The sequence below is a fragment of the Amycolatopsis sp. NPDC104863 genome (genome assembly GCF_055582965.1).
Genome location: NZ_JBVJOW010000008.1, coordinates 134,910 through 156,485, shown reverse-complemented (window position 1 = coordinate 156,485; position 21,576 = coordinate 134,910). Strand labels below are relative to the sequence as shown.

Below are 21,576 nucleotides of genomic sequence, written 5' to 3'. Positions count from 1 at the left end.
GCGAAGGGGAAGAGGGAGCGGTCAGTCCTGCACGGGCAGTTGCCGGATCTGGTTGTCGGTCAGGGTTCCGGAGTAGACCCGGACCCCGCGGACGGCGCCGTTGAACGGGTCGACGTCCCGGCCGACCCAGCGGCTGCCGCCGAACATCAGGTCACCCGTGCCGTTCCAGCCCGCGACCCCGCCGAGGCGGCCGGCGAACCGGCCGTTCACGTAGATCCGGGCCTCCTTCGCGGCCAGGTCGTAAACGCCGGTGAGGTGCACCCACCGCTGCGTCACGACGTCGGCCTCGGCGGGCACCCACCAGCCGCCCTCCTGGTTCGCGCCGAGCGACATCAGGAAGCACCACTTCTTGACCTCGGGCCGGTACTGCAGCATGAACGGCGAGAACTTGTCGTCACGCAGGCTCACCGCGGTGCGCGGCGCCTCGTCGGCGGTGTCCATCCGGACGAAGGCCGACACGGTGTACGAGCGGTCGGTGCGCAGCTCGGGCCGCGGCCCTTCGACCGAGCCGTACCCGGCGTCGGGCGCGCCGGTGAACTTCGCCGCCGGGTAGCCGTCGGCCTGCGTCCACGCCGCGGTGCCCCGGAACGTCGCGTCCCGGCCGCTCACCTCGTCCTTGGTCGTCGTCCCGGCGCCTTCGGCGAGCTTGTACTGCGCCCGCAGGACCGACTGGTTGGCCAGGGCCGCGGCTTCGCTGCCGACGAGCACCCGCTGGTAGAGGCGGACGTCGTCGACCGCACCGGGGAAGTAGTCGAGCCGGGTGCCGCCCCACAGCGCCGCGCCGATCTGGACGTCACCGGACGCCGTCCACGTGCTCGTGTGCGCGACCTCGGCGGCGAGCGCGCCGTTGACGTAGAGGCGCAGCTTGCCCACGGCCTGGTCGTAGACGCCGGTCAGCTGCGTCCACACGCCGGGCTGCACGGACTCGGCCGAGATGGCCCGCGAGTGCACCGGGCCACCACCGTCCACATCGGACGCGAACATGGCCAGGGACCACTTGCCGTCCGGCGAGGCCTGCAGCTGGAACCCGCTGGTGCGCTTGCCGTCCAGGGAGACCGCGGCCGGCCAGGCCCCGATCTGGTCCAGCCGCACCCAGGCCGACACGGAGAAGCTCTTCGCCGTGTCGACGGCCGGGCCCGTCGCCGAAAGCCGCTTGCCCGTCCCGAGCGCGACGGCGTTGCCGAGGTAGCCGGGCGCCGCGGCGTCCGCGCCGCCGGTGGCGGTCAGGGACCGGCCCTCACCGGAGGCGTCGGCGAGGTCGCCGTCGAGCTTCCAGTGCGCCTTCAGGTTGCCGGTCAGCGGATCGCCGGCCCGGACGAGGATCGGGTACTGCACGATCGGCGACAGGTTGCCCGCCCGGTCGACGGCGCGGACGAAGACCGTCTGCGGCCCGTCGGTGACCGGTGTCCAGCGGAACACACCGCTGCCGCCGAGGCGCTCGGCGTTCACCCGGTTCTTCGGGTCGTCGTTCTGCTGGTCGGTCACCGACCACAGGAAGTGCTGGACGTCCGGGTTCGCCGCCGTCACGGTGAAGGCGCCGGTCTGGCCGATGCCGCCGGCCGCGACGTCCCCGCCGACGGGGTAGTCCGTCGAAGTGACGGTGGGTGTGCCGGGTGGGGTCTTGTCCACTTCGAACTCGCAGTTGCCCACCCAGACCGAGTTGCTGCCGCCGTCACTGGCGTACATCGACCAGTTGTAGACACCTTCGCCGGTCACGATCCCGGACGGCACGGTCACTTCGGCGAACGAACCGGAGGGGACGTTCGACGTCGTCGTCCACCACACCTCGCTGCTCGCGCCGAGCTTTCCCTTGTGCAGCGAGAACCGGGCGGTGAGCATGCCGCCGTCCGGATCGGACAGCCGGCCGCGCAGCCGCGGGGTCGGCGTGAAGACGAACGGCCGGGCGTCCCCGGAGGCGCACGGGATCTGGCCGCCTTCCATGCCGAGGTCGGCGGGCAGGCCGGGCACGGAGTTGTAGACGTACTCGAGGACCGGGTCGAGCGCGAAGCGCCGCCAGTCGTTCTGCTGGCCTTCGTTGGCCGCCTTGAGCATGAACGTCAGGGTCGTCCAGCCGCCGTTCGCGGCCTGGCGCGCGGTGTCGTCGACCCGCACCTCGGCCGCGCCGTCGGTCGGGCAGTACTTGGCGTTGTTGGACTTGCCGATCCCGCCGAGGTTGACCTCCCAGCCGGGCTGGGCGTTCCAGGTGGTGCCCCAGCCGATGCCGCCGGTGCGCCACAGCTCGGTCGGCCCGCCGTTGCAGGAGTAGGAGTGCACGACCCGGGGCCGCATGGTCGCCCGGTGGACGACCTTCCCGCGCATCGCGGAAACGTCGACGCTGAAGTACGACCGCGACCGGTAACCGCCCTGGTACCCGGCCTTCAGGTCGCCGAGGTCGCCGTCGGTCTTGTTGAAGTTGTGCTCCTCCGGCCACGGCTCCTGGACCACGACGTGGTTCTGCTTGGCGCCGGGCCACCAGTACTCGGGGTCGATGACCACCGGGAAGACCCGCGCCGGATCGGTGAGGAACGCCGCGTCGGGCTTGACCACGGTCGCCGCCGGCGTGACGACGACGTCCATCTCGGCCTTCTTGGGCGGCTGCACCGGCTCGGGCGCGGTCGCGGACCGCGCGGAGACGGCCGGCGCGGTTCCGCCGGAGGAGTCCCACATCTTCGAGGCGTCCCCGCGGAAGACGACCTCGCCCTCGGCGTCGACCGCTTCGATGGTGCCGGTGCCGGCCTTGCGCGGGGTCACGCCGCGCACGTGGTTGGCGAACTTGATCTCGCGCAGCTTCGGGTCGCGCGCCGCTTCCGGCGTCTTCACCACGAGGTGCTCGCTGAAACCCGTGGTGGTGACGGTGACCGTGAAGTCCACGCCCGGCAGGACGTCGGGGTAGGTGGCGACCGGGCCGGCCAGCTTCGGCGCGGGCAGCGTCCCGGGCCAGCCGAGGCCGATCTCGTGGGCGTCCTTCGTGGCGGCGGCGAGGATCTCCCCGGTGCCGCCGTCGGACAGCCGCACCTCGATCGGCGCGGCCTTCGGGCCCACGGTGCCGTCGGGCCGCGCGGCGAGCGTGAGGTCGACCGGGACCCAGGCGCCCGCGCGCCGGATCCGCTGCGGCTCCAGGCTTTCCCGCCGGGTCAGGGTCCCGTCCGGGTTGGCGAAGACCTCGGCGTAGGCGGTGGTCTCCTCCGGAACACCGACCGCGGCGCCGGAGCGCTTCGCGGCCGCGAGCGCCGACGTCACCGCCGGCGACTCACCGGTGGGAACCGCGGCGGCCGCCACCGGCGGAACCGAAGCCGCGAAAAGACCGCCCACCACCACAGGCAGCACGGCACGACGAAGCAGACGCACGAAGACTCCCCCACCTTCGGCCGGCCACGGCGGCCGGATCCGATCTTGATCCCGGGGAATCTTGTAGCAGCACCCCAAGGATTCACCAAGACGGGTTTGCCCGCACGGCGGTTAGTTACCAACATCTGGCGTGGCGGCGACCACTGCCCGATGGGCTCTGACCTGGGAAAACGGGGGTGTTCGGGGGCTCGAATCCAGGGGGCGGAAAACGTTAGCAACCCGGGCTGTGATCAACCCGACTCGGTCGGCGACAGCTTTCATCCTGGCCGCGGACTAAACCGTTCGGCCGTTCGGGCGTTACCGCACCAGTGCACACGGCTCGGAAGGGAACGGATGAAAAGCGTGGTTTGGTGGTCGATCGGCCTGCTGTTCGGGCTGGGGTTGATGGCGCTGGGCCTGTTCGGCACCGGCAGCTCGAGCGACCTCGTGCTGTGCGGCAGCGAAGAGATGCGGCCGGGGCAGACCTGCGAGACGACCCACTACGGCCAGACGTCCAGCGAGACCTACGAAGAGAAGCGGCAGGAGGACATCGAGGCCCAGAAGACCTTCGAGGGCGGCGGCCGGTGGGTGACGTTCGGGATCGGCACGGCGATCGCGGCCGCGTGCGGCTGGCGGCTGGTCGTGGCGATCCGGCGCCGGGCCGGCCGGGGCTCCGGGCCGGGCGGCCCGGGATCCGGCGCGGCGATCCCCGTGGGCGGACCGCAGCAGGGCTTCGCTCCGGGATCCGGCGCGGCCGTTCCGGGGGCCGGACCGCAGCACGGCTTCGCTCTTGGAGCCGGTCCGGGCGTCCCCGCCGGCGGACCGCAGCACGGCTTCGCGCCGGGAGCCGGTCCGGACGTCCCCCGGGCCGGACCGCAGCACGGCTTCGCTCCGGGATCCAGCCCCGCCGCCCCCGTCGGCGGACCGCAGCACGGCTTTGCGCCGGGATCCAGCCCGGCCGCCCCCGCGAGCGGACCGCAGCACGGCTTTGCGCCGGGATCCAGCCCAGCCGCCCCCGCGAGCGGATCGCAGCACGGCTTCGCGCCGCAGCCGGGTTTCGCGCCGCAGCCCGGCTTCGCGCAGCCGGGGTTCGGGCCGCAGGGAGTTCCGGTGCAGGAGGACGTCGCGCAGCAACCCGACCACCCCCAGCATCAAGGGTCCTCGCAGCAGCAGGGATTCCCACCACCTCCGCCGGGGTTCCAGCAGCCTCCGCCGCCGGGACACCAGGCGCCGCGCGGGCCGTACCAGCGGTAGCGGCCGGAACCGCGCGGGCTCGAAAGTCGATCGAAACTCTTTGTCCGGCGCCAAAGCCGCGTGTTCTGCTGCAAGCAGCAGACGAGCGTCCAGGTCACCGGCGACTTGCTCCTCCTGGGCGTGTGCCCGGAAGGAGTTCACGAATGGCCAGAGGTTTGTCGAGCCCGCGTGGCAAGGCGTGGTGGCGGTCCCCCGCCGGCCGGGTCCTCGCGGCGGCGGCCACCGTCGCCGCGACGGCCGCGGTCCTGGTGACCGCTCCCGGCGCCGATGCCGCCGCGAGCACGCTGGGCGCCGCGGCCGCCCAGTCCGGCCGGTACTTCGGCACGGCGATCGCCGCGGGGAAGCTCAGCAACTCCGCCTACACCACGATCGCCGCGCGCGAGTTCACCATGGTGACCGCCGAGAACGAGATGAAGCCGGACGCGACCGAGCCGAACCAGAACCAGTTCAATTTCTCCTCGGGCGACCAGATCTACAACTGGGCGGTCGGCCACGGCGCCAAGGTCCGCGGCCACACGCTGGCCTGGCACTCCCAGCAGCCGGGCTGGATGCAGAGCATGAGCGGCAGCACGCTGCGCAACGCGATGATCAACCACATCCAGCAGGTGATGGCCCACTACCAGGGCAAGCTCGCGTACTGGGACGTCGTCAACGAGGCCTTCAACGAAGACGGCAGCCGCCGGTCGTCGAACCTGCAGGGCACCGGCAACGACTGGATCGAGGTCGCGTTCAAGACCGCCCGCGCCGCCGACTCCTCGACCAAGCTGTGTTACAACGACTACAACATCGACAACTGGAACTACGCCAAGACCCAGGGTGTCTACAACATGGTGCGGGACTTCAAGTCCCGTGGCGTGCCGATCGACTGCGTCGGCCTGCAGGCCCACTTCACCGGCGGCAGCTCGGTCCCGAGCAGCCTCCAGACGACGATCTCCGGCTTCGCGGCCCTCGGTGTCGACGTCGCGCTGACCGAGGTCGACGTCACGAACGCGTCCACCTCGCAGTACTCCGCGCTGACCCAGGCGTGCATGAACGTCGCGCGCTGCGTCGGCATCACCGTGTGGGGCGTGCGCGACAGCGACTCCTGGCGCTCCGGCGAGAGCCCGCTTCTCTTCGACGGCAACGGGAACAAGAAGTCGGCGTACGACTCGGTCCTGAACGTCCTCAACTCCGGCGGAGGCACAACCACCACCCCGACGACGACACCCACGACACCGACCACCACACCGGGCGGCGGCAGCTGCACCGCGTCGCTTTCGGCGGGACAGTCGTGGAACGACCGGTACAACCTCAACGTGTCGGTCAGCGGCTCCAGCAGCTGGACGGTCACCATGACCGTGCCGAGCCCGGCCCGGATCAGCACCACGTGGAACATCAACGCCACCTGGCCGAGCAGCCAGGTGCTCATCGCGACGCCCAACGGGAACGGCAACAACTGGGGCGTCACCATCATGCACAACGGAAACCGGAACTGGCCCAGCGTCAGCTGCAGCAGTTCCTGAGCCCGTGTCCCCCGGGCGAGCTACCGGATCTGCTCGCTCCGGGGTGACGTCTTCCCCGTCCTCCGCTCGCTAGCTTCGTCGCCGTCACCGCGGACGGCGGGCCGCCAACGGCCCGCCGCCGCGGCAACGGGAGGGGCGAGCACCATGAGGAAAACCCGGTTGGCCGCGGCCTTGGCGGTCACCACGTTGACCGTTTTCGGCGTGGCCGCATGTGACAGCGCGGACGACGAAGACACCCCGGCGGCCGCGTCGCCGGCGTGGGGTGCGTGCCCGGCGGCGGCGCCGGGCACCACGCGGGACCCACGGCTCACCTGCGCAAAACTGAAGGTCCCGCTGGACTACAGCCGCCCGGACGGCACCTCCGTCGAGGTCGTGATCTCCCGGCTGGCCGCCGCCGATCCCGCGAAGCGGCACGGCGTCCTGCTGCTGAACCCCGGCGGTCCGGCGCTGCCCGGCCTCGACACACCCGGTGCGATGGCGCCGACACTGCCGAAGTCCGTCCTGGACGGCTACGACCTGATCGGCTTCGACCCGCGCGGTGTCGGCACCAGCACCCCGCAGACCTGCGGCCTCGAAAACCCGAGCGTCGCGGCCCTCTTCCCCTACCCCGCGGCCGACGGCTCGATCGACGCGAGCGTCCAGGCCGCCCGCGCCACGGCCGCGAAGTGCGCCGCCAAGGCCGGGGACACCCTGCGGTACTTCACCACCGCCAACACCGCCCGCGACCTCGACCGGGTCCGGGAAGCGCTCGGTGAAGCCACAATCTCGTACTGGGGCCAGTCCTACGGCACCTACCTCGGGACCGTCTACAGCTCGCTGTTCCCGGACCACACCGACCGCGTGGTCCTGGAGGGCAACGTCGACCCCGCGCACGTCTGGGCCGGAGAGGCCCGGAGCTGGGGCAAGGGCATGGCCGAGCGGTTCCCCGACGCGGCCGCCGTCGCCGCCGGGCAGAACGCCGTCCTCGGGCTCGGCGCCACCGCCGACGAAGTCACCCGGACCTACCTCGCGCTCGCCGACCGGCTCGACCGGCGGCCGGCGCAGGTGCCGGGCACGCCGCAGGCGTTGAGCGGGGCGATGCTGCGCGGCCTCACCTACGCGCTGCTGATCCACAACAACACCGTGCCGGTGCTCGCGCAGGTGTGGAAGGCCGCCGCGGACCTCGCCGACGGCCACCTCACCGAGGCCGACGGCAAGGTCGTCCAGCAGGTGTTCGCCGACACCCCACCCACACCGGGGGTTCCCGCGGACAACCAGGCGACCATGTTCCTGGCTCTCACCTGCGGTGACGCCGAATGGTCCCACGACGTCGGCAGTTACGCCCAGGCCACCGCCGCCGACCGGAAGACCTGGCCGCTGACCGCGGGCATGCCGGCGAACATCTGGCCCTGCGCGTTCTGGCCGCAGCCGGTCGAGAAGCCGGTGGCCGTGACAGACCAGGGTGCGCGGAACACGCTGATCCTGCAGAACCGCCGTGACCACGCCACGCCGTGGGACTCCGCCGTCGGGCTGCGCCACGCGCTGGGGAACCGGGCCGTCCTGGTCGGGGTCGACAACGGCGGGCACTACGTCTACCACGAGGGTTCTTCCTGCGCCGACCAGGCGACCGTCGAATTCCTCGACAGCGGCCGGTTGCCGGAGAAGGACCTCGACTGCACCGACGTCACGCGGCAGTAGCCGCCCCGGGGAGCGCCCGGCGTCGCTAGGCTGCCCGCCATGCCGACGCTGGGACGTCTCCGGAACCGCTGGGCGCGCGTGACTCCGGGGGTCCGGGACGGCGCGCTCGCCGTGGCCTGCACCGCGGCCGCGTTCGTGCCGGGCCTGGCGATGCTCGGCGCCCAGTTCGGCGACCTGCCGCGGCACGACGGCGGTTTCCCAGCGGTCCTGCTGGTGCTCGGGCAGACGCTCCCGCTGGCGGTGCGCAGCCGGTGGCCCGCGGCGACCTTGGCGATCATCGCGACGTCGTTCGCGGCGCACGAAGTGCTCGCCTACTCCCCCACGATCGCCAGCCTCGCGCTGTACTTCGCGCTCTATTCGGCCGGGGCGCGCGAAGAGCGGTTCCGCCGGGTGTTGCCCGCGGCGGTGTCCGCCGGGTACGCGGTCTTCGCGGTGCTGGTCGTCTTGCGGGGATCACCGTCGGACCTGCTGACTTTCCTCGTCTACTACGCGGTGCTGGTCCTGTTCTGGTCGCTGGGCGCCCTGGTGCGGCAACGCCGGCGGCAGGAGGCCGAACGGCGGCGGCTCACCGCCCGGGCCGCGGCGGCGGACGAGCGGGCGCGGCTCGCCCGCGAGCTGCACGACGTCGTCACGCACCACGTCACGGCCATGGTCGTCCAGGCCGACGCCGCGCAGTACCTCCCGCCCGAGCGCCTCCCCGAGGTGTTCACGACCATCACCGGCTCGGGCCGCGACGCCCTCACCGAACTGCGGTTCCTGCTCGGCGTCCTCGAAGCGACCGGCGCGCGCACGCCGGGCCTGGGCGCGCTGCGCGGGCTCGTCGAGCAGCCGGGCCGGGTGGTCGAGCTCGTCGAATCCGGTGAGCGCACGGCATTGCCGGCGGAAACCGAGCTCACGGCGTACCGGATCGTGCAGGAAGCGCTGACCAACGCGGCGAAGTACGCCGCCGGGCGGCCCGCGAAAGTGAGCGTCGGCTACGGCGCGGATCTTCTCGAAATCGAGGTCACCACCCAAGGTCCGGCAACCGAGGCCGGCGCGCTCGGCTCCGGCGGGCGCGGGCTGACCGGGCTGCGCGACCGCGTCGACGCGCTGGGCGGCCGGTTCACCGCCGGGCCGTCGGCGGACGGGTTCCGCGTGCACGCCGAGTTCCCGACGACGCTCCTGGAGAGCGTCCGATGACCGGCCCCCGGACCCGCGTTTTGATCTGCGAGGACCAGGAGCTGATCCGCGCCGGCTACGTGGCAGTGCTCGGCGCGCAGCCGGACTTCGAGGTGGTGGGCCAGGCCGCGAACGGCCGCGAAGCCCTCGCCCAGGTCGAACGACTCAGCCCGGACGTCGTGGTGATGGACATCCAGATGCCGTTCCTCGACGGGATCGAAGTGACCCGCCGGGTTGCCGGCCCCGACGCGGTGACCCCGGCGAAGGTCCTGGTCGTCACGACGTTCAACGTCGGCCAGTACGTCTACGACGCGCTGCGGGCCGGGGCGAGCGGGTTCCTGCTCAAGGACGCGCCCCTGGACGAGCTGGCGCAAGGGGTGCGCACGGTCGCGCGTGGCGAGTCGCTGCTCTCCCCCGCGGTGACCCGGACGCTGATCGGCCGGTACGCCGACCGGATCCAGCCGCCCGCGCCCGCGGAAGGTCCCCTGGACCGGCTCGCGCCCCGCGAGCTGGAGGTGCTGCGGCTGATCGCGGGCGGCCTGTCGAACGCCGAGATCGCGGCCGAGCTGGTGCTGAGCGTCGAGACGGTGAAGACGTACGTCTCGCGGATCCTCACCAAGCTCGACCTGCGGGACCGGGTCCAGGCCGTGGTGCTGGCCTACCGGAGCGGGCTGGTCAGCGCCGCGGGCTGAGCGCCGCTACTGCCGCGCGAGCGCCCAGGGCATCAGCTTCGTGGCGAGCGCCCGGCTGTACGGGCGGACCAGGGTCTGCAGTTCGGCGCAGGCGGACTCGCCGATGTGGGCGTAGGGAGTCACGCTGTTCTCGTCGGTCGCCTTCTCGAGCTCCGCTCGCCGGGTCTCGCCGGCCGGCGTGAACGTCGGGGCGGCGTCGTCGGTGAGCCAGTCCCGCTCGCGGAGGCCGGCCACGGCCCGGTTCCAGTCGTCCTCGGACCACGACCGGGAGGTCCTCAGGGTCTCGGCGGGGACGGCGCCGGACGCGGCGTGGGTGACGAGGGCTTCGATGCCCCGCAGGCCCGCCGTCAGCAGCGCCGCGACGTGGGCGTCGCCGCGGTACTCCCGCAGCAGCGTCTGCGCGTGCCACAGGACCAGGTGCGGCTCGGTGGGCCACGGCAGGGCCGCGTGGGCGGCAAAAAGCGGCCGTCCGACGACGTCATCGACGACCGACTCGGCGGCCTCCCGCAGGAGCGCGGCGGCCCGGCCCATCTCGGGCGAGGTGATCGCGTCGCCGAGGATGCCGCGCAGGGCTTGGTCGGCCGCGGCGTGCCGCGCGGCGAGGACGGCGGCCGGGTCGGTGACCGACCAGGCGGTGGTGATCGACTCCCGGACGAGGACCGGGTTGAAGTTGAAGAAGGTCGCGACCACGACCGGCGCCGGGACCGCTCCGAGCGCGGCCGACCTCGACGCGAAGTACCCGGCGCGGCCGGTGAGACCGAGTGCCTCGTACGCGGCCGCCGCTTCCGGGGCGAAGTAGATCATCCCGTGGTAGGGCTCGAGGAATCGCCAGGTCCGGCGCGCCGTTTCGATCACGCGGGCAACATACCATCCGGTCGGTACGGCGAGTGGGTCCCAGTTTCGCGAACTGGTAGACAACCGGTCGTATAGTCGGGGTCGTGGGCAGGACGAGCGACGGCCGGGAGCGGATCCTCGCGGCGGGGCGGCAGCTGATCGAGCAGCGGGGCTACTCCGCGATCGGCGTGGCCGAGATCTGCAAGGCGGCCGGAGCGCCGAAAGGGAGCTTCTACTACTTCTTCGAGTCCAAAGAGGCCTTGGCGCTGGCCGTGCTCGCCGAAGAGTGGGCCGAGCAGGAGAAGTCCTGGCGCGGGACGCTCGAAGGGCCCGGCGCTCCCCTGCGGAAGCTCCGCGACCTCTTCGAGTCGACCGCGGCCGCGCAGCGGGCGGGCCAGGTCCGCTGCGGCACCGTCTCGGGGTGCCTGTTCGGCAACCTCAGCCTCGAGCTGAGCAACCAGGCCGAGCCCATCCGGCTGGCGCTGCAGGAGATCTTCGCGAAGCAGGCGAACCTGGTGCAGGCGGTCGTCGAGGAAGCCGTGGCCGCGGGCGACGCTCATGTCCCCGACGCGGCCGCGGCCGCCCAGGCGATCGTCGCCCAGCTGGAGGGCCAGGTGCTGTTTGCCAAGCTCTACAACAACATCGGCCCCCTCGACACGATGTGGCACAGCTGCCTGGCCCTCGTCGGCGCATCCGCTCGGGGTCAGTGACCGGCGCTCTGCCCGCCGTTGACGTTGAGGATCTCGCCGGTCACGAAGGGCGCGTTCTCGAGGTAGAGCACGCCGTCGACGACGTCGCTGACTTCGCCCATGCGGTTGAGCGGGTGCAGGCCCGCGCGTTCGGCGTGGGTCTCCGGCGGGTTGAGCGCGGTCTTGTGGATGCCCGGGGCGACGGCGTTGACGCGGATGCCGCGCCCGGCGTACTCGATCGCGAGGGACTTCGTGACCGCCTGCAGGCCGCCCTTGGTCAGCATCGCCACCGACGCGGGGACCGCCGAGATCGGGTGGTCGACGAAGCTGGTGGTGATCTGCACGATGTGCCCGCCGCCCTGCTGGAGCAGGTGCGGCACCACCTGCCTGGTCAGGTGGAACCAGCCGCCCAGGTTCACCGAGACCAGCCGGGTGAAGTCGTCCTCGGTGAAGTCGGTGAACGGCTTGGCGTCGAACACGCCGGCGTTGTTGATCAGCGTGTCGACCCGGCCGAACCGCTCGATCGCCGCGTCGACGACCCGCCGCGACGTCGCCGGGTCGGTGAGGTCGCCGGGCACCGTGACCAGGCCGGCGTCACCCGACTCCCCGACCGACCGCGCCGTCGCCACGACCGCGTAGCCCAGCTTGCGATAACCGTCGGCGATCGCGGCGCCGAACCCCTGCGAGGCCCCGGTGACGATCGCGACCTTCTGACCCGTGCTGCTCATGCTTCCACCTCGGTAGTAGACCGGTTGTCTACTTGCCACGCTAAGGACGCCGCCGCTCGGTCGGCCACGATGAGCTGCCTCCCAGCCGGGAGGTTTTGCCTACCAGGCGCTCAGCGTCCGGCGGGCCGCGGCGCGTGCGGGTCGGTGGACGGCAGCCACGCGCCCCCGTCGGGCGAAGGCCGCTCGACGCCGGTGGTCAGGGCCTCGACGATCGCCCGCACCGACGCGCGGTCGTCGTCGCGGCGGGTGACCAGCGACCAGGTCCAGTAGGGCGCCGGATCGACGATCGGGCGCTGCACCAGGCCGCCGGGCAGCGGCGTGGTCTGCCCCTTCGGCGAGTTCACCACCGGCCGCCCGAGCCGGCGCACGTGCTCGAAGAAGGCCGGGCCCGTGATCCCGGAGTCGTCGGTCCGCACGACGGTCGCGCCGGTGTCCCGGCTGAACTGGCCGGCGTAGAGGTTCCACGACGACCAGCTGACGGTGTCGGAGTCGACGAGGACCAGCGTCTCGCTCGCGGCGACCGGCGAGGTGTCGGAGCCGGCGGACACCGCGTAGAGCCGGTCCGCGCCGACGAGGCGCGCGTCGAGGTTCTGCGCGGCCAGGTCCGGCTGCTGAACCCAGCAGACGGCGATGTCGATGCTGCCGTCGGCCACTCGCCCGGCTTGGGCGTGCGAAGGCAGCACCCAGGCGTCGACCTGCAGGCTCGCGATCCCGGAGCTGCGCTCGACGAGCCCGGCGGGCAGCCAGTTGACGTACCCCAGCCGCACGACCTCGGTGCTCCTGAGCCGCACCGCGTGCTGACGCAGGTCGTCGGCGCGGTCCAGCAGCTCGCGGGCGGCCGGCAGGAGCGCCTCCCCCGCCGCGGTGATCGCCATGAGCCGCCGGTCACGGTCGAACAGCCGCACGCCGAGGTCCCGTTCCAGCGCCTTGATCTGCTGGGACAACGACGGCCCGGCGATGCGCAGCCGCTCGGCGGCGCGGCCGAAGTTCATTTCTTCGGCGACGGTGACGAAGTACCGAAGCTGACGCAGTTCCACGACGTCATCCTAATTCGCGCACGCCCGGGGAAATGCGGTGAGCCACGCCGCGGGAGTGTGATCGAATACCGTCGTGATCAGGAACTGGGTTCGGCGGCAGCGAGAGAACAAGACGGCAGGGGTGCCCCTCCGGGCCCGTCGTCACGCGACGCTCGAAGCGCCGCAACCAGGCGACGTGCGGGTGTCCGCTTCGGTCGGCCCGTCCGGCGAAGTCGTCGCGCTGTGGTCCGCGGCTGAGGCCGCACGCCCGGTCGCGGCACGAGTCACCACGCACACCCCGAAGATGGCTGTCACCGCACGGATTCCGTCGCTTCCCGCGGCCTATCCCTCCGTACAGCCCCTGCCCGACGGCCGGGTGCTGGTCGTCGGCGCCCGGTGCACGTGGCGGCCCGAAGGACCGGACCGCAACGCGATCGTGTTCGACGCCGACGGCGAGGTGCTGCTCGAGCAGACCCTCGGTGACGGCATCGCCCACGTCCAGACGACTCGCCGAGGCGAGACCTGGGTGGGTTACTTCGACGAAGGAATCCTCGGCAACCTCGGCTGGGGAGAAACGGAGGGCCGACCGCCGCTGGGCGCCACGGGCCTGACCCGGTTCTCCCCCGCGCTGACCCCCGGCTGGTCATACCCCGCCTGGGACGAGGACACCTGGGGCGGCATCAGCGACTGCTACGCGCTCAACGTCGACGAAGACACCGTGTGGACCTGCTACTACACCGACTTCCCCGTCGTCCGGATCCACCAGGGCGCCGTGACGGGCTGGCACAACGAGGTCCGCGGCGCCAAGGCGCTCGCCGTCGGCGGATCCCGCGTCGTGTTGTACGGCGGTTACGCGCCCGATCGGCACCGGCTCGTCGTCGGCACCCTGGCCGACGACCGGCTCGAGGTGACGGGCGAGTACCAGCTCGTCCAGCCCGACGGCCGGCCGCTGCCGCCCGCGACGCAGGTCATCGGCAGAGGCGCCGACCTGCACATCCTCACCGACAACGCCTGGCTGCGGCTCGCCGTCGACGACCTCCCCGGCGAACCGGCGCCCTGACCCCGTTCACGGTCCGCAGAACTTTCGCTCGGCTTCGAAGGGGTCCGGGGGAACGACCACCTGCGTCCGGTGCCAGGCGCCGGTCAGGTTCTCCCAGAAACGCTTGAGCATCAACGGTTCCCGGGTCGACCGCCGGATCTCCGCGAGGTCGCCGCAGCCGAGCGCGTGCCGCGCGGCGGCCACCTGGTCCGGGGTGACGGCGCCGGGCACGGCGAAGTTCCCCGAAGGGTGCAGCGGTGCTTCGGGAGCGGCGTAGTCGGCGAGCAGCCAGGCGTTGCCGAGCGGTTTCGAGTGGCCCGGTTTCCCCGTGGGGAACGCGAACCGGGCGCCGATCGGGTTGGCGAGGCCCCAGAAGTCGACGATCCCGACGTCGGCAGGCGCGAGCATCCCGGCCGTGCCGAGGTAAACGCCGACGACCACGACGTCGGCCGTCACTCCGGTGCGCAGGGGCGTGACGAGGATTTCGTTGCCCGGGCCGAGCCCGTGGTAGACCAGGGACCGCCGCCCCGACCCGGCTTCGGCCGTCACGACGTCCTTGAGCGCCTGGAGCTTCCGGACGTAAGTCGCCGAGCCGGCGGGATTCGCATTCCCGGTCCACGTGACGTAGTACGCGCGCTCGTCGTCGATTCCGCTCGCGGAGCCGCCGGAATACCGGAGCAAACCCGCGCTGCAGGACGCCCACACCGCCACGACCATCACGGCCGCACCGGTGGTTTTCGACCGCGGCACCACAAGAACCGGCAGCAACACGAGGAACAGGGCCGGTAGGACCATGCGCGCGTGCATGTAGTCGCCGCCGACTTTCACCACATACGCCAGGTGCAACACGCCCGCCACCACCGGTGCGAACACCACCACCGGATCGGCCCGCGTGCCAAACCGATACAGCAGCACAGCGACCACGATCAGCGGCAGCCACAAGAGGTAGGGACCTGCGAAATCCGCGACGTAGGCGAACCCGCGGGTCCACATCGACTCACCCGCGTTCTTCGTGAGCGCGGGCATCGGCACGAGAAGGCCGTAGAAACCCATCCGGAAGATCTCGTAGGCGACCGGCAACGCGGCCGCGGCTCCGGCGGCGCCCAGGGTCAAGCGCCGGCCGGGCCGGACGGTCACCCACACCGCGGCGAGGAACACCGCGGACACGAGGGCCTGGTCCGGTCGCACCAGCGGGCCGAGCCCGATCGTGAAGGCCGCGAACAGGACCGCCTTCGCCGGCGCCTTCGTGCGCAGGCGCACGAGAAGCCACCAGCACGCCGCCAGCCAGAACGTGGTGAGCCCGGTCTCCAGGCCGGAGGTCGCGTACTCCCAGACTGGCCGCAGACCCAGCAGCACCAGGACGCCGCAGGGCAGCACCACCGCGGCGCGGCCTCGGCTGTGCAGCCGGGAGGTGGCGTCGACCGCGAGGCCGAACCCGGCCGTGGTGAGCACCAGCCCGAGGACCCACGAGAGCGTCGAGGTGTCCGGCTGTCCGAAGAGGAATCCGGCCAGCACGAGCAGCCACTGCCACAGCGCGCTGGTCGACGTCTCCGCGCGCTCGCCGAGGGAGTAGACCGGCCCGTTTCCCGCGAGGATCTGCTTCACCGCGCGGGTGAAGATCAGCGCGTCGTCGCAGATCCAGCGGGTCGAATACCCCAGCACCGCGATGAGCGACGCCGCGACCACCACGGTCCAGCGGGTTCTCCTCCCCTTTACGTCGGGGGTGGTGTCGAATCGGTCGAGCAGGATGGTCATTCGCCGGGCCCTCCAAGGAATCTCTCGGAGCCCAAGCTAGGAACGGATCATGCGCGCAGGCCCGTCCTTCTGTCACAAGACCGCACGACTCCGCGACAGGTCCGCACGGATCCACCGGGCACCCGCCCCCGCGGCCTTAGGATCGGGCCGAACTTGATCTCTGGAGGGGCCCATGCCACGACTCCTGCTCGTCGAGGACGACCGGGCGTTGGCCGAAGCGCTCACGCTGGCGCTCGAGGCGCTGGGGCACGACGTCGTCGTCGCGCCGACCGGCGAACGAGCGCTGGAAGTGGTGTTCACCGACCGGCTCGACCTCGACTTCGTCCTGCTCGACGTCATGCTGCCCGGCCTGGACGGCTTCGACGTCTGCCGCCGGATCCGCGCCAAGAGCCGGCTCCCGCTGATCCTGCTCACCGCGCGGGGCGACCCGATCGACGTCGTGGCCGGGCTGGAGTGCGGCGCCGACGACTACGTGGTCAAACCCGTCGAGCCCCGGGTGATCGACGCGCGGATCAAGGCCGTCGGCCGCCGCGCCGTCACCGCCCCCGGGTCCCCGGCGGGCCTGCTGCGCGTGGGGAAGCTGGAGATCGACGCCGGGGCGATGAGCGTGACCCGCGACGGCGCCGAACTGGCGCTCACCGCCACCGAGATCCGGCTGCTCGTCGAGTTCGCCGGGCACCCGAACCAGGTCCTGAGCCGCCAGGCGCTGCTGAAACGCGTGTGGGACTACGGGTACGTCGGCGACTCGCGCATCGTCGACGCGGCGGTCGCGCGGCTGCGAGCCAAGGTCGAGGACGATCCGGCGAACCCGGTGCTGCTGCGAACCGTGCGAGGGCTCGGCTACCGGCTGGTGACCCCGTGAAGCGGCCGGCTTTCGGGCTCCGGGCGAGGGTGACGGCGGCGGTTGTGCTGGTGACGACGCTGGCGACCGCGGCGATGGCCTTCGCGGCGACGCAGCTGCAGAAGGACGACGCGGTCGGCGGATTCACCTTCGCCGCGGAGTCGTCGTTCGGCGCGATGTTCGAGCAGACGTGGCGTGGGCTCGAACAGGCGATGGCGGGCAACGGCACGGTCGACGACTTCGCCCGGCTGATGGACGGCAGGACGACGGACTGGACGCTCTTCACCACGCGGCCCGAAGGCACGGCCGAAATGGTGACCTACGGCTCGCACGATCTTGTGTGGGCGGCAAAACCGCTGCCCTTCCGCGTTGCCGACCGGGAAGCGGTCGTGGCGTCCGTCGCGGACCGCGTCCTGGTGCGCACGGCCAAGACGGCGGACCTGCTGACCGCGACCACGGTCGACCCGGACAGCGGCCGGAAGCTCCTGGTGGTCAGCGGGAACTTCGTCAAGTACTGGGTGGTGCAGGTCTTCGACCTCTCCCCGCTCGAGGTGAGCCTGGCCGGCCAGTCGCGGAAGCTGGTGTCCATCGCGCTCGGCGTGGCCGCGCTCGGGGTGGTCGCCGCGGTCTTCTCCGCCTGGCACATCCAGCGTCCGGTCCGCCGGGTCGCCTCCGCCGCCCGCGAACTGGGCGACGGCACCCTCGACGTGCGCGTCCCGGTCCGGGGCCGGGACGAGCTCGCCGACCTCGCCGCGTCGTTCAACACCATGGCCCGGCGCGTCGGCGAGTCGATCGGCGCCCTGCGGGCCAAGGACCGGCAGCAACAACGGTTCGTCGCCGACGTCGCCCACGACCTGCGGACCCCGGTCGCCGCGCTGGTCGCCACCGCGGACACCCTCGACCACACGAACCCCGAGACCCGGACGCGGGCGGCGCGCCTGCTGCGCACCCAGGCCCTGCGGCTGGCGAACCTCGTCGAGGACCTGATGGAGATCTCCCGCTTCGACGCCGGCTCCACGGACTTCCGTCCCGAGCTGCTCGACCTGCGGCCGCTGGCCGAGGACGCGATCGAGGTCAGCGTGCCGGACGCGGCGGTCGAGGTCACGAGCCGGGGCGACACGACCGTGGAAGCCGATCCGCGCCGCGTCCACACCATCGTGCGCAACCTGCTGGTGAACGCCGTCCGCCACGGGCGGACCCCGGTCGCCGTGGTCATCGACGGCACGGCCGGCGACGTCACGATCACGGTGTCCGACGCCGGCCCGGGCATCCCCGCGGACCTGCTCCCGATCGTGTTCGACCGGTTCGTCCGCGGCGACCACGCCCGCCAGGAGACCGAAGGCAGCGGGCTGGGGCTGTCCATCGCCCGGGAGAACGCCCTCGTCCACGGCGGCGACCTCACCGGTCACAACGAGGGCGGCGCCGTCTTCACCCTGACCCTCCCCCGGCGCGGCGCGGTCAGTGCGGGCGGGACAGATCCCCGGGCTTGAAGGCCTTCACCGTGTCGGTGACGGGCCGGTCGAGCTCCGCCTTGTGCTCGGCCGGGTAGACCCAGCGGAGCCCGGCCGTCGAGCCGGCGCCGATGGACGCGGTCTCGTAGAAGATCCTGCCGTCACCCTGGTAGCCGGAGACGGTGTACCCGCCACTGGTGGCCGTCCGGAAGGTCACCCGGCCGCCGTCGCCCTCCACCGAGGCGACCAGCTGGGCCAGCTGGTCCGCGGGGCTGCGGCCGCCCGAGTTGGTGCCCCACACCGTCAGCGTCGCGCCGAGGCCGGCCTGGGTGAACCGCATCCCCTCGCCGTTCTCCGGGACCCACGACGACGCCGTGTAGCCCGGCGGCACCTGCGTGGTGAACCCGAAGCGGGCGTTCGTGTACGTCGCCCCGGCACCGGGCTGCGCCGAGGTCGACGGCGCCGCCGTCGAGGAAGCGGCCGGGGCCGTCCGGCCCAGTATCGTCAGGAACTTCGGCTGCAGCAGGTCGTCCAGTTCGCCGTAGGGCAACGTCACCGGTTCGTTCCCGGCCGCCGTGGCGCAGCCGAGGTCGTACCAGAGGATCTCGAACTCGGCGCCGGTCGCGGTGAACCCGAACGTCGCGCCCGGCACGTGGTCACCGCCGCCGGGCCGCTCGGCGGCGTCCACGCTGACCTGCCGTTCCGGATCGCCGACCACCGTGGGCACGGTGCAGAACCCGTTCTTCGTGTGCGGCGTCAGCCGCTGGGTCAGCGTCCGCATCCCGGCGGCTGTCAGGATCTCCGGCCGGAACACGTCCTGCGGGCCCAGCACCTTCCCCGTGGTGAGGTCGACGGAGAACGCCTCGGGGAACCGCCAGGTGGTGTGCCCCAGCACGCCCGAGTCGAGATCGTGGTCGTACCGCACGGAAAGCAGGCCCGGCGTCTGCAGCAGCACCCGCGCGGACGAGCGCAGCCCGGCCGTTTCGCCCTCCTCCCGGAACCGCTCCAGTGTGCTCGGGACGGCGACCGCGTCCCGCACCGACTTCAGCCGCTGGTCGACCGGCGCCCGCAACGCGGCGTTGATCCGTTGCCGGAGCGCGGCGTCCGAGCCGCCGGACACCTGCGGGTACTGGAGCTCGTGGCTGATCGGCAGTGCCGGGTCGCGCCCGGACAGGGTCTGCATGGCGACCGTCAGCGCGGCCGGCGGCGGGGCGGGCGGGTCGTCCCCGCGCGGGAAGATCACCAGCCCGCCGGCGACCAGCCCGCCGAGGACCGCGACGGCGATGGCGATCTTGCCGGCCACCGCCGCGGTCACCCCCGTCCCGGTGCCCGCCGTCACGCCGGCCCCGGCGCCGGCCGCCGCGACCGGCGCGGCGGCCGTGCCGGCTCCGGTGAGGAGCGCCAGCGGGGTGAGCGCCGTCAGCGCCGCGGCCGAGCCGGCCAGCCGCTTCCAGCCGCGCTTCTCCCAGTTCTTCCCGTAGGCCTTGCGGGCCACGGTTTCCAGCTCGGTGACGAAGGCGCCCGCCGTCGCGGGCCGCCACGCCGGGTCCTTCGCCATGCCCCGCGCGACCAGCGGGCGCAGCGCCTCGGGCACCGCGTCCAGCGGCACCGGCGCTCCCCCGTGCAGGGCGCGCAGCTGCTCGCTTGTGTCCGCTTCGAACGGCTTGTGCCCGGTGACGCACTGGTAGAACACACACGTGGCCGCGTAGACGTCGGTCGCGGGCAGGCCGGGCCGGCCGGCCCACTGCTCCGGGGCCATGTAGGCCGGGGACCCGGCGGTCAGTCCGTTGTGTCCGTCCAAAGTGGCCAGTCCGAAGTCGACCAGCTTCGACTCGCCCTCCCGCGACACCAGGACGTTGCCCGGCTTGTAGTCCCGGTGGACGACGCCGACCGCGTGCGCGTCGGCCAGGCCGAGCAGTGAGCCCTTGAGGATCGCCAAAGCCGCCTCGGGCGCCAGGACGTTCTCCGCCACCAGCAAGGCGCGCAGCGACACGCCGGGCACCGCCTCCATGACCAGCGCGGCGCCCTGCGGGGTCTCGGCGAAGTCGAAGAGCCGGACCACGTGGGGGCTCCGCACGCCGGAGAGCAGCCACGCCTCCCGGCGGAACCCGTCCGCGATCCGCGGGTCGGCGAGGAACTCCGCGCGCAGGTACTTGATCGCCACCATCTTCCCGGACGCCTCGTGCTTGGCCAGCACGACCCGCCCGAACCCGCCGGTGCCGAGCACGTCCACCTCGGCGTACCCGGGCACCTGCCACGTGTCGGTCATGCCCGCCGCTTACTTCTCGACCGGGTACGCCAGGGCCACGCCGTCGTCACCGGCGCCGATGCCCGCGTACTTGCTCACCAGTGTCGGGACGACACCGACGTCGTCGACGGCCCGGTCCTGGCCCGTCTTGGCGTCCAGCACGATCGGCCGGCCGCCGTCGGTCCTGCCGTAGAGGGCGCCGTGCCACGCGACGGTGATGCCGGGGGCGACGCGGTTGGCGGTCTTGTCGGGCAGCGTCCAGAGCTTCGCGGCCGTCGTGGCGTCGTAGGCGGTGAGCACCCCGCCCGGCGCGCAGATGACGACGGACTGCTCGTCGTAGTAACAGTTTCCGTACGAGGTGGGGCCGAACTGGTCCTCACCCTCGGCCTTCATCTTCTCCGCGCCGGTGGCGGGGTCGAGGAACGAAAGGTACGGCCGGCCGCTGCCGTAGTCGGTGTGGGTGACCACGACCAGGGCCGGGCCGGCGGGGGTCACGACGACCCCGGACGACCGCGCGGCGCCGACCCACTTCTGCGCGCCGGTGGCGAGGTCGAGCGCGGTCGCCTGGATCATCGAGGAGTTCTCCGCGACGTTGTGGTCCGCGCCGACGACGACGGTCCCGAGCACGCTGCCGGCGTCGTAGTCCTTGCGCTCCCACAGGGTCTTGCCGCTGACGGGGTCGAGCGCGACGGTGACGTGTTCGTCGTCCGAGCGGCCGTAGCTGGCGACGACGGCCTTGCCGGTGATCGCGACGACCTTGGTGACGGCGTTGCTCGCGTCGGCGTACTGGTCTTCGGAAACCTTGGTCTCGGACTGCCAGACCTTGGTGCCCTTCGCGAGGTCCGCCGCGATCACCGACAACGCGATGTAGGCGGGCGTGGTGCCCTTTTCCGGGATGAGGACCGGGACGGCGGCGACGGCGAGCTCGTCCCCGACCGCCGGCGGGCGCGGTCCGGTGGTGTTGACGAACGGCCCGCTCTGGTTGTACGGGTCACCCGGCTGGCGTTCGAAAGGGACGGTCCACTTCTGTTGCCCGGTAAGCACATCCACCGCGTTCAGCGCGGTGGGGCTGACGATGTAACCGGTGCGGTCGCGCAAGGTCATGAACGTCGAGGTGACGTTGCCCGCAACGTTGGCGCGCAAGGCGCCCGCGGGGAGCCCGACGGGAGCGCCCTGGTCGAACGACATCGGCGGGTCGGCGGTCTTCGCTTCGGGCGCGGCGGACGCCGTCGGCGGCTGTGCGGCGGGCGCCGATCCGCTCGGCGCCGAGGCCGGGCCGCCGTCGCTTCCGCCGCAGCCGGCGGCCGTGAGCACGGCCCCCAGGCAGGCGAGGATGACCAGAGTTCGCCGCATGTGCCTTACCTT

At 72.2% G+C, this 21,576-nt stretch carries 16 protein-coding genes; 9 read left to right on the top strand and 7 right to left on the bottom strand.

Translation table 11 applies throughout. The features are described from left to right. Positions 1-21 precede the first annotated feature (21 nt). Positions 22-3,348 (bottom strand): LamG-like jellyroll fold domain-containing protein, encoded by a 3,327-nt coding sequence (locus tag ACZ63J_RS36745; RefSeq protein ID WP_465407528.1) that lies wholly within the window; start codon positions 3,346-3,348, stop codon positions 22-24. Positions 3,349-3,681: 333 nt separating this feature from the next. Between ACZ63J_RS36745 and ACZ63J_RS36740 the strand changes: the two genes are divergently transcribed. The 5 genes from ACZ63J_RS36740 to ACZ63J_RS36720 all read left to right on the top strand — a co-directional run bounded on the left by ACZ63J_RS36740 (position 3,682) and on the right by ACZ63J_RS36720 (position 9,610). Then, entirely contained in the window at positions 3,682-4,581 is a 900-nt protein-coding gene (locus ACZ63J_RS36740) for a hypothetical protein (RefSeq protein WP_465407530.1), read from the top strand. 143 nt (positions 4,582-4,724) lie between these two features. Continuing rightward, positions 4,725-6,083 (top strand): glycoside hydrolase family 10 protein, encoded by a 1,359-nt coding sequence (locus tag ACZ63J_RS36735; protein WP_465439800.1) that lies wholly within the window; start codon positions 4,725-4,727, stop codon positions 6,081-6,083. 144 nt (positions 6,084-6,227) lie between these two features. Beyond that, entirely contained in the window at positions 6,228-7,760 is a 1,533-nt protein-coding gene (locus ACZ63J_RS36730; protein WP_465439798.1) for an alpha/beta hydrolase, read from the top strand. A 39-nt stretch (positions 7,761-7,799) separates the two neighbouring features. Beyond that, positions 7,800-8,939, top strand: coding sequence for a sensor histidine kinase (locus ACZ63J_RS36725; protein WP_465407536.1), 1,140 nt, complete (start codon positions 7,800-7,802; stop codon positions 8,937-8,939). Next, positions 8,936-9,610 carry a response regulator gene (locus ACZ63J_RS36720; protein ID WP_465407538.1) on the top strand — a complete coding sequence of 225 codons (675 nt, stop codon included), beginning with the start codon at positions 8,936-8,938 and terminating at the stop codon, positions 9,608-9,610. The genes ACZ63J_RS36725 and ACZ63J_RS36720 overlap by 4 nt, the downstream gene beginning before the upstream one ends. Before the next feature lie 6 nt (positions 9,611-9,616). Here ACZ63J_RS36720 and ACZ63J_RS36715 read toward each other — a convergent pair whose 3' ends face one another. Next, positions 9,617-10,465 carry an SCO6745 family protein gene (locus ACZ63J_RS36715; protein ID WP_465407540.1) on the bottom strand — a complete coding sequence of 283 codons (849 nt, stop codon included), beginning with the start codon at positions 10,463-10,465 and terminating at the stop codon, positions 9,617-9,619. 83 nt (positions 10,466-10,548) lie between these two features. Here ACZ63J_RS36715 and ACZ63J_RS36710 point away from each other — a divergent pair, with 83 nt between their 5' ends. Further along, positions 10,549-11,154, top strand: a complete 606-nt coding sequence (locus ACZ63J_RS36710) for a TetR/AcrR family transcriptional regulator (protein ID WP_465407542.1) — start codon at positions 10,549-10,551, stop codon at positions 11,152-11,154. Here the strand turns inward: ACZ63J_RS36710 and ACZ63J_RS36705 are convergent. After that, positions 11,148-11,861 (bottom strand): SDR family NAD(P)-dependent oxidoreductase, encoded by a 714-nt coding sequence (locus tag ACZ63J_RS36705; protein WP_465407544.1) that lies wholly within the window; start codon positions 11,859-11,861, stop codon positions 11,148-11,150. The genes ACZ63J_RS36710 and ACZ63J_RS36705 overlap by 7 nt on opposite strands. A 110-nt stretch (positions 11,862-11,971) precedes the next feature. Continuing rightward, on the bottom strand, positions 11,972-12,898 hold the full coding sequence (locus ACZ63J_RS36700; RefSeq protein ID WP_465407546.1) for a LysR family transcriptional regulator: 927 nt from the start codon (positions 12,896-12,898) through the stop codon (positions 11,972-11,974). Positions 12,899-13,181: 283 nt separating this feature from the next. Here ACZ63J_RS36700 and ACZ63J_RS36695 point away from each other — a divergent pair, with 283 nt between their 5' ends. Next, a complete protein-coding gene (locus tag ACZ63J_RS36695) occupies positions 13,182-13,937 on the top strand; it encodes a hypothetical protein (RefSeq protein WP_465407548.1) in 756 nt (251 codons plus the stop codon). Positions 13,938-13,943: 6 nt separating this feature from the next. On the opposite strand, the gene ACZ63J_RS36690 is transcribed toward ACZ63J_RS36695, so the two are convergent. Beyond that, entirely contained in the window at positions 13,944-15,671 is a 1,728-nt protein-coding gene (locus ACZ63J_RS36690; protein ID WP_465439796.1) for an arabinofuranosyltransferase AftB family protein, read from the bottom strand. A 172-nt stretch (positions 15,672-15,843) separates the two neighbouring features. On the opposite strand from ACZ63J_RS36690, the gene ACZ63J_RS36685 reads away from it, so the two are divergent. Together ACZ63J_RS36685 and ACZ63J_RS36680 are read left to right on the top strand one after the other, a co-directional pair. After that, positions 15,844-16,533 (top strand): response regulator, encoded by a 690-nt coding sequence (locus ACZ63J_RS36685; RefSeq protein WP_465439794.1) that lies wholly within the window; start codon positions 15,844-15,846, stop codon positions 16,531-16,533. After that, positions 16,530-18,002, top strand: a complete 1,473-nt coding sequence (locus tag ACZ63J_RS36680) for a sensor histidine kinase (protein ID WP_465439792.1) — start codon at positions 16,530-16,532, stop codon at positions 18,000-18,002. The genes ACZ63J_RS36685 and ACZ63J_RS36680 overlap by 4 nt, the downstream gene beginning before the upstream one ends. On the opposite strand, the gene ACZ63J_RS36675 is transcribed toward ACZ63J_RS36680, so the two are convergent. Both ACZ63J_RS36675 and ACZ63J_RS36670 read right to left on the bottom strand, forming a co-directional pair. After that, positions 17,971-20,232: a protein kinase domain-containing protein gene (locus tag ACZ63J_RS36675; RefSeq protein WP_465439790.1), complete on the bottom strand. Its 2,262-nt coding sequence runs from the start codon at positions 20,230-20,232 to the stop codon at positions 17,971-17,973. The two genes, ACZ63J_RS36680 and ACZ63J_RS36675, sit on opposite strands and share 32 nt — an antisense overlap. A gap of 9 nt (positions 20,233-20,241) precedes the next feature. Then, the gene (locus tag ACZ63J_RS36670) at positions 20,242-21,564 is read right to left on the bottom strand and encodes an outer membrane protein assembly factor BamB family protein (RefSeq protein ID WP_465407556.1); all 1,323 of its coding nucleotides are present in this window, start codon (positions 21,562-21,564) and stop codon (positions 20,242-20,244) included. Between the last annotated feature and the right edge of the window lie 12 nt (positions 21,565-21,576).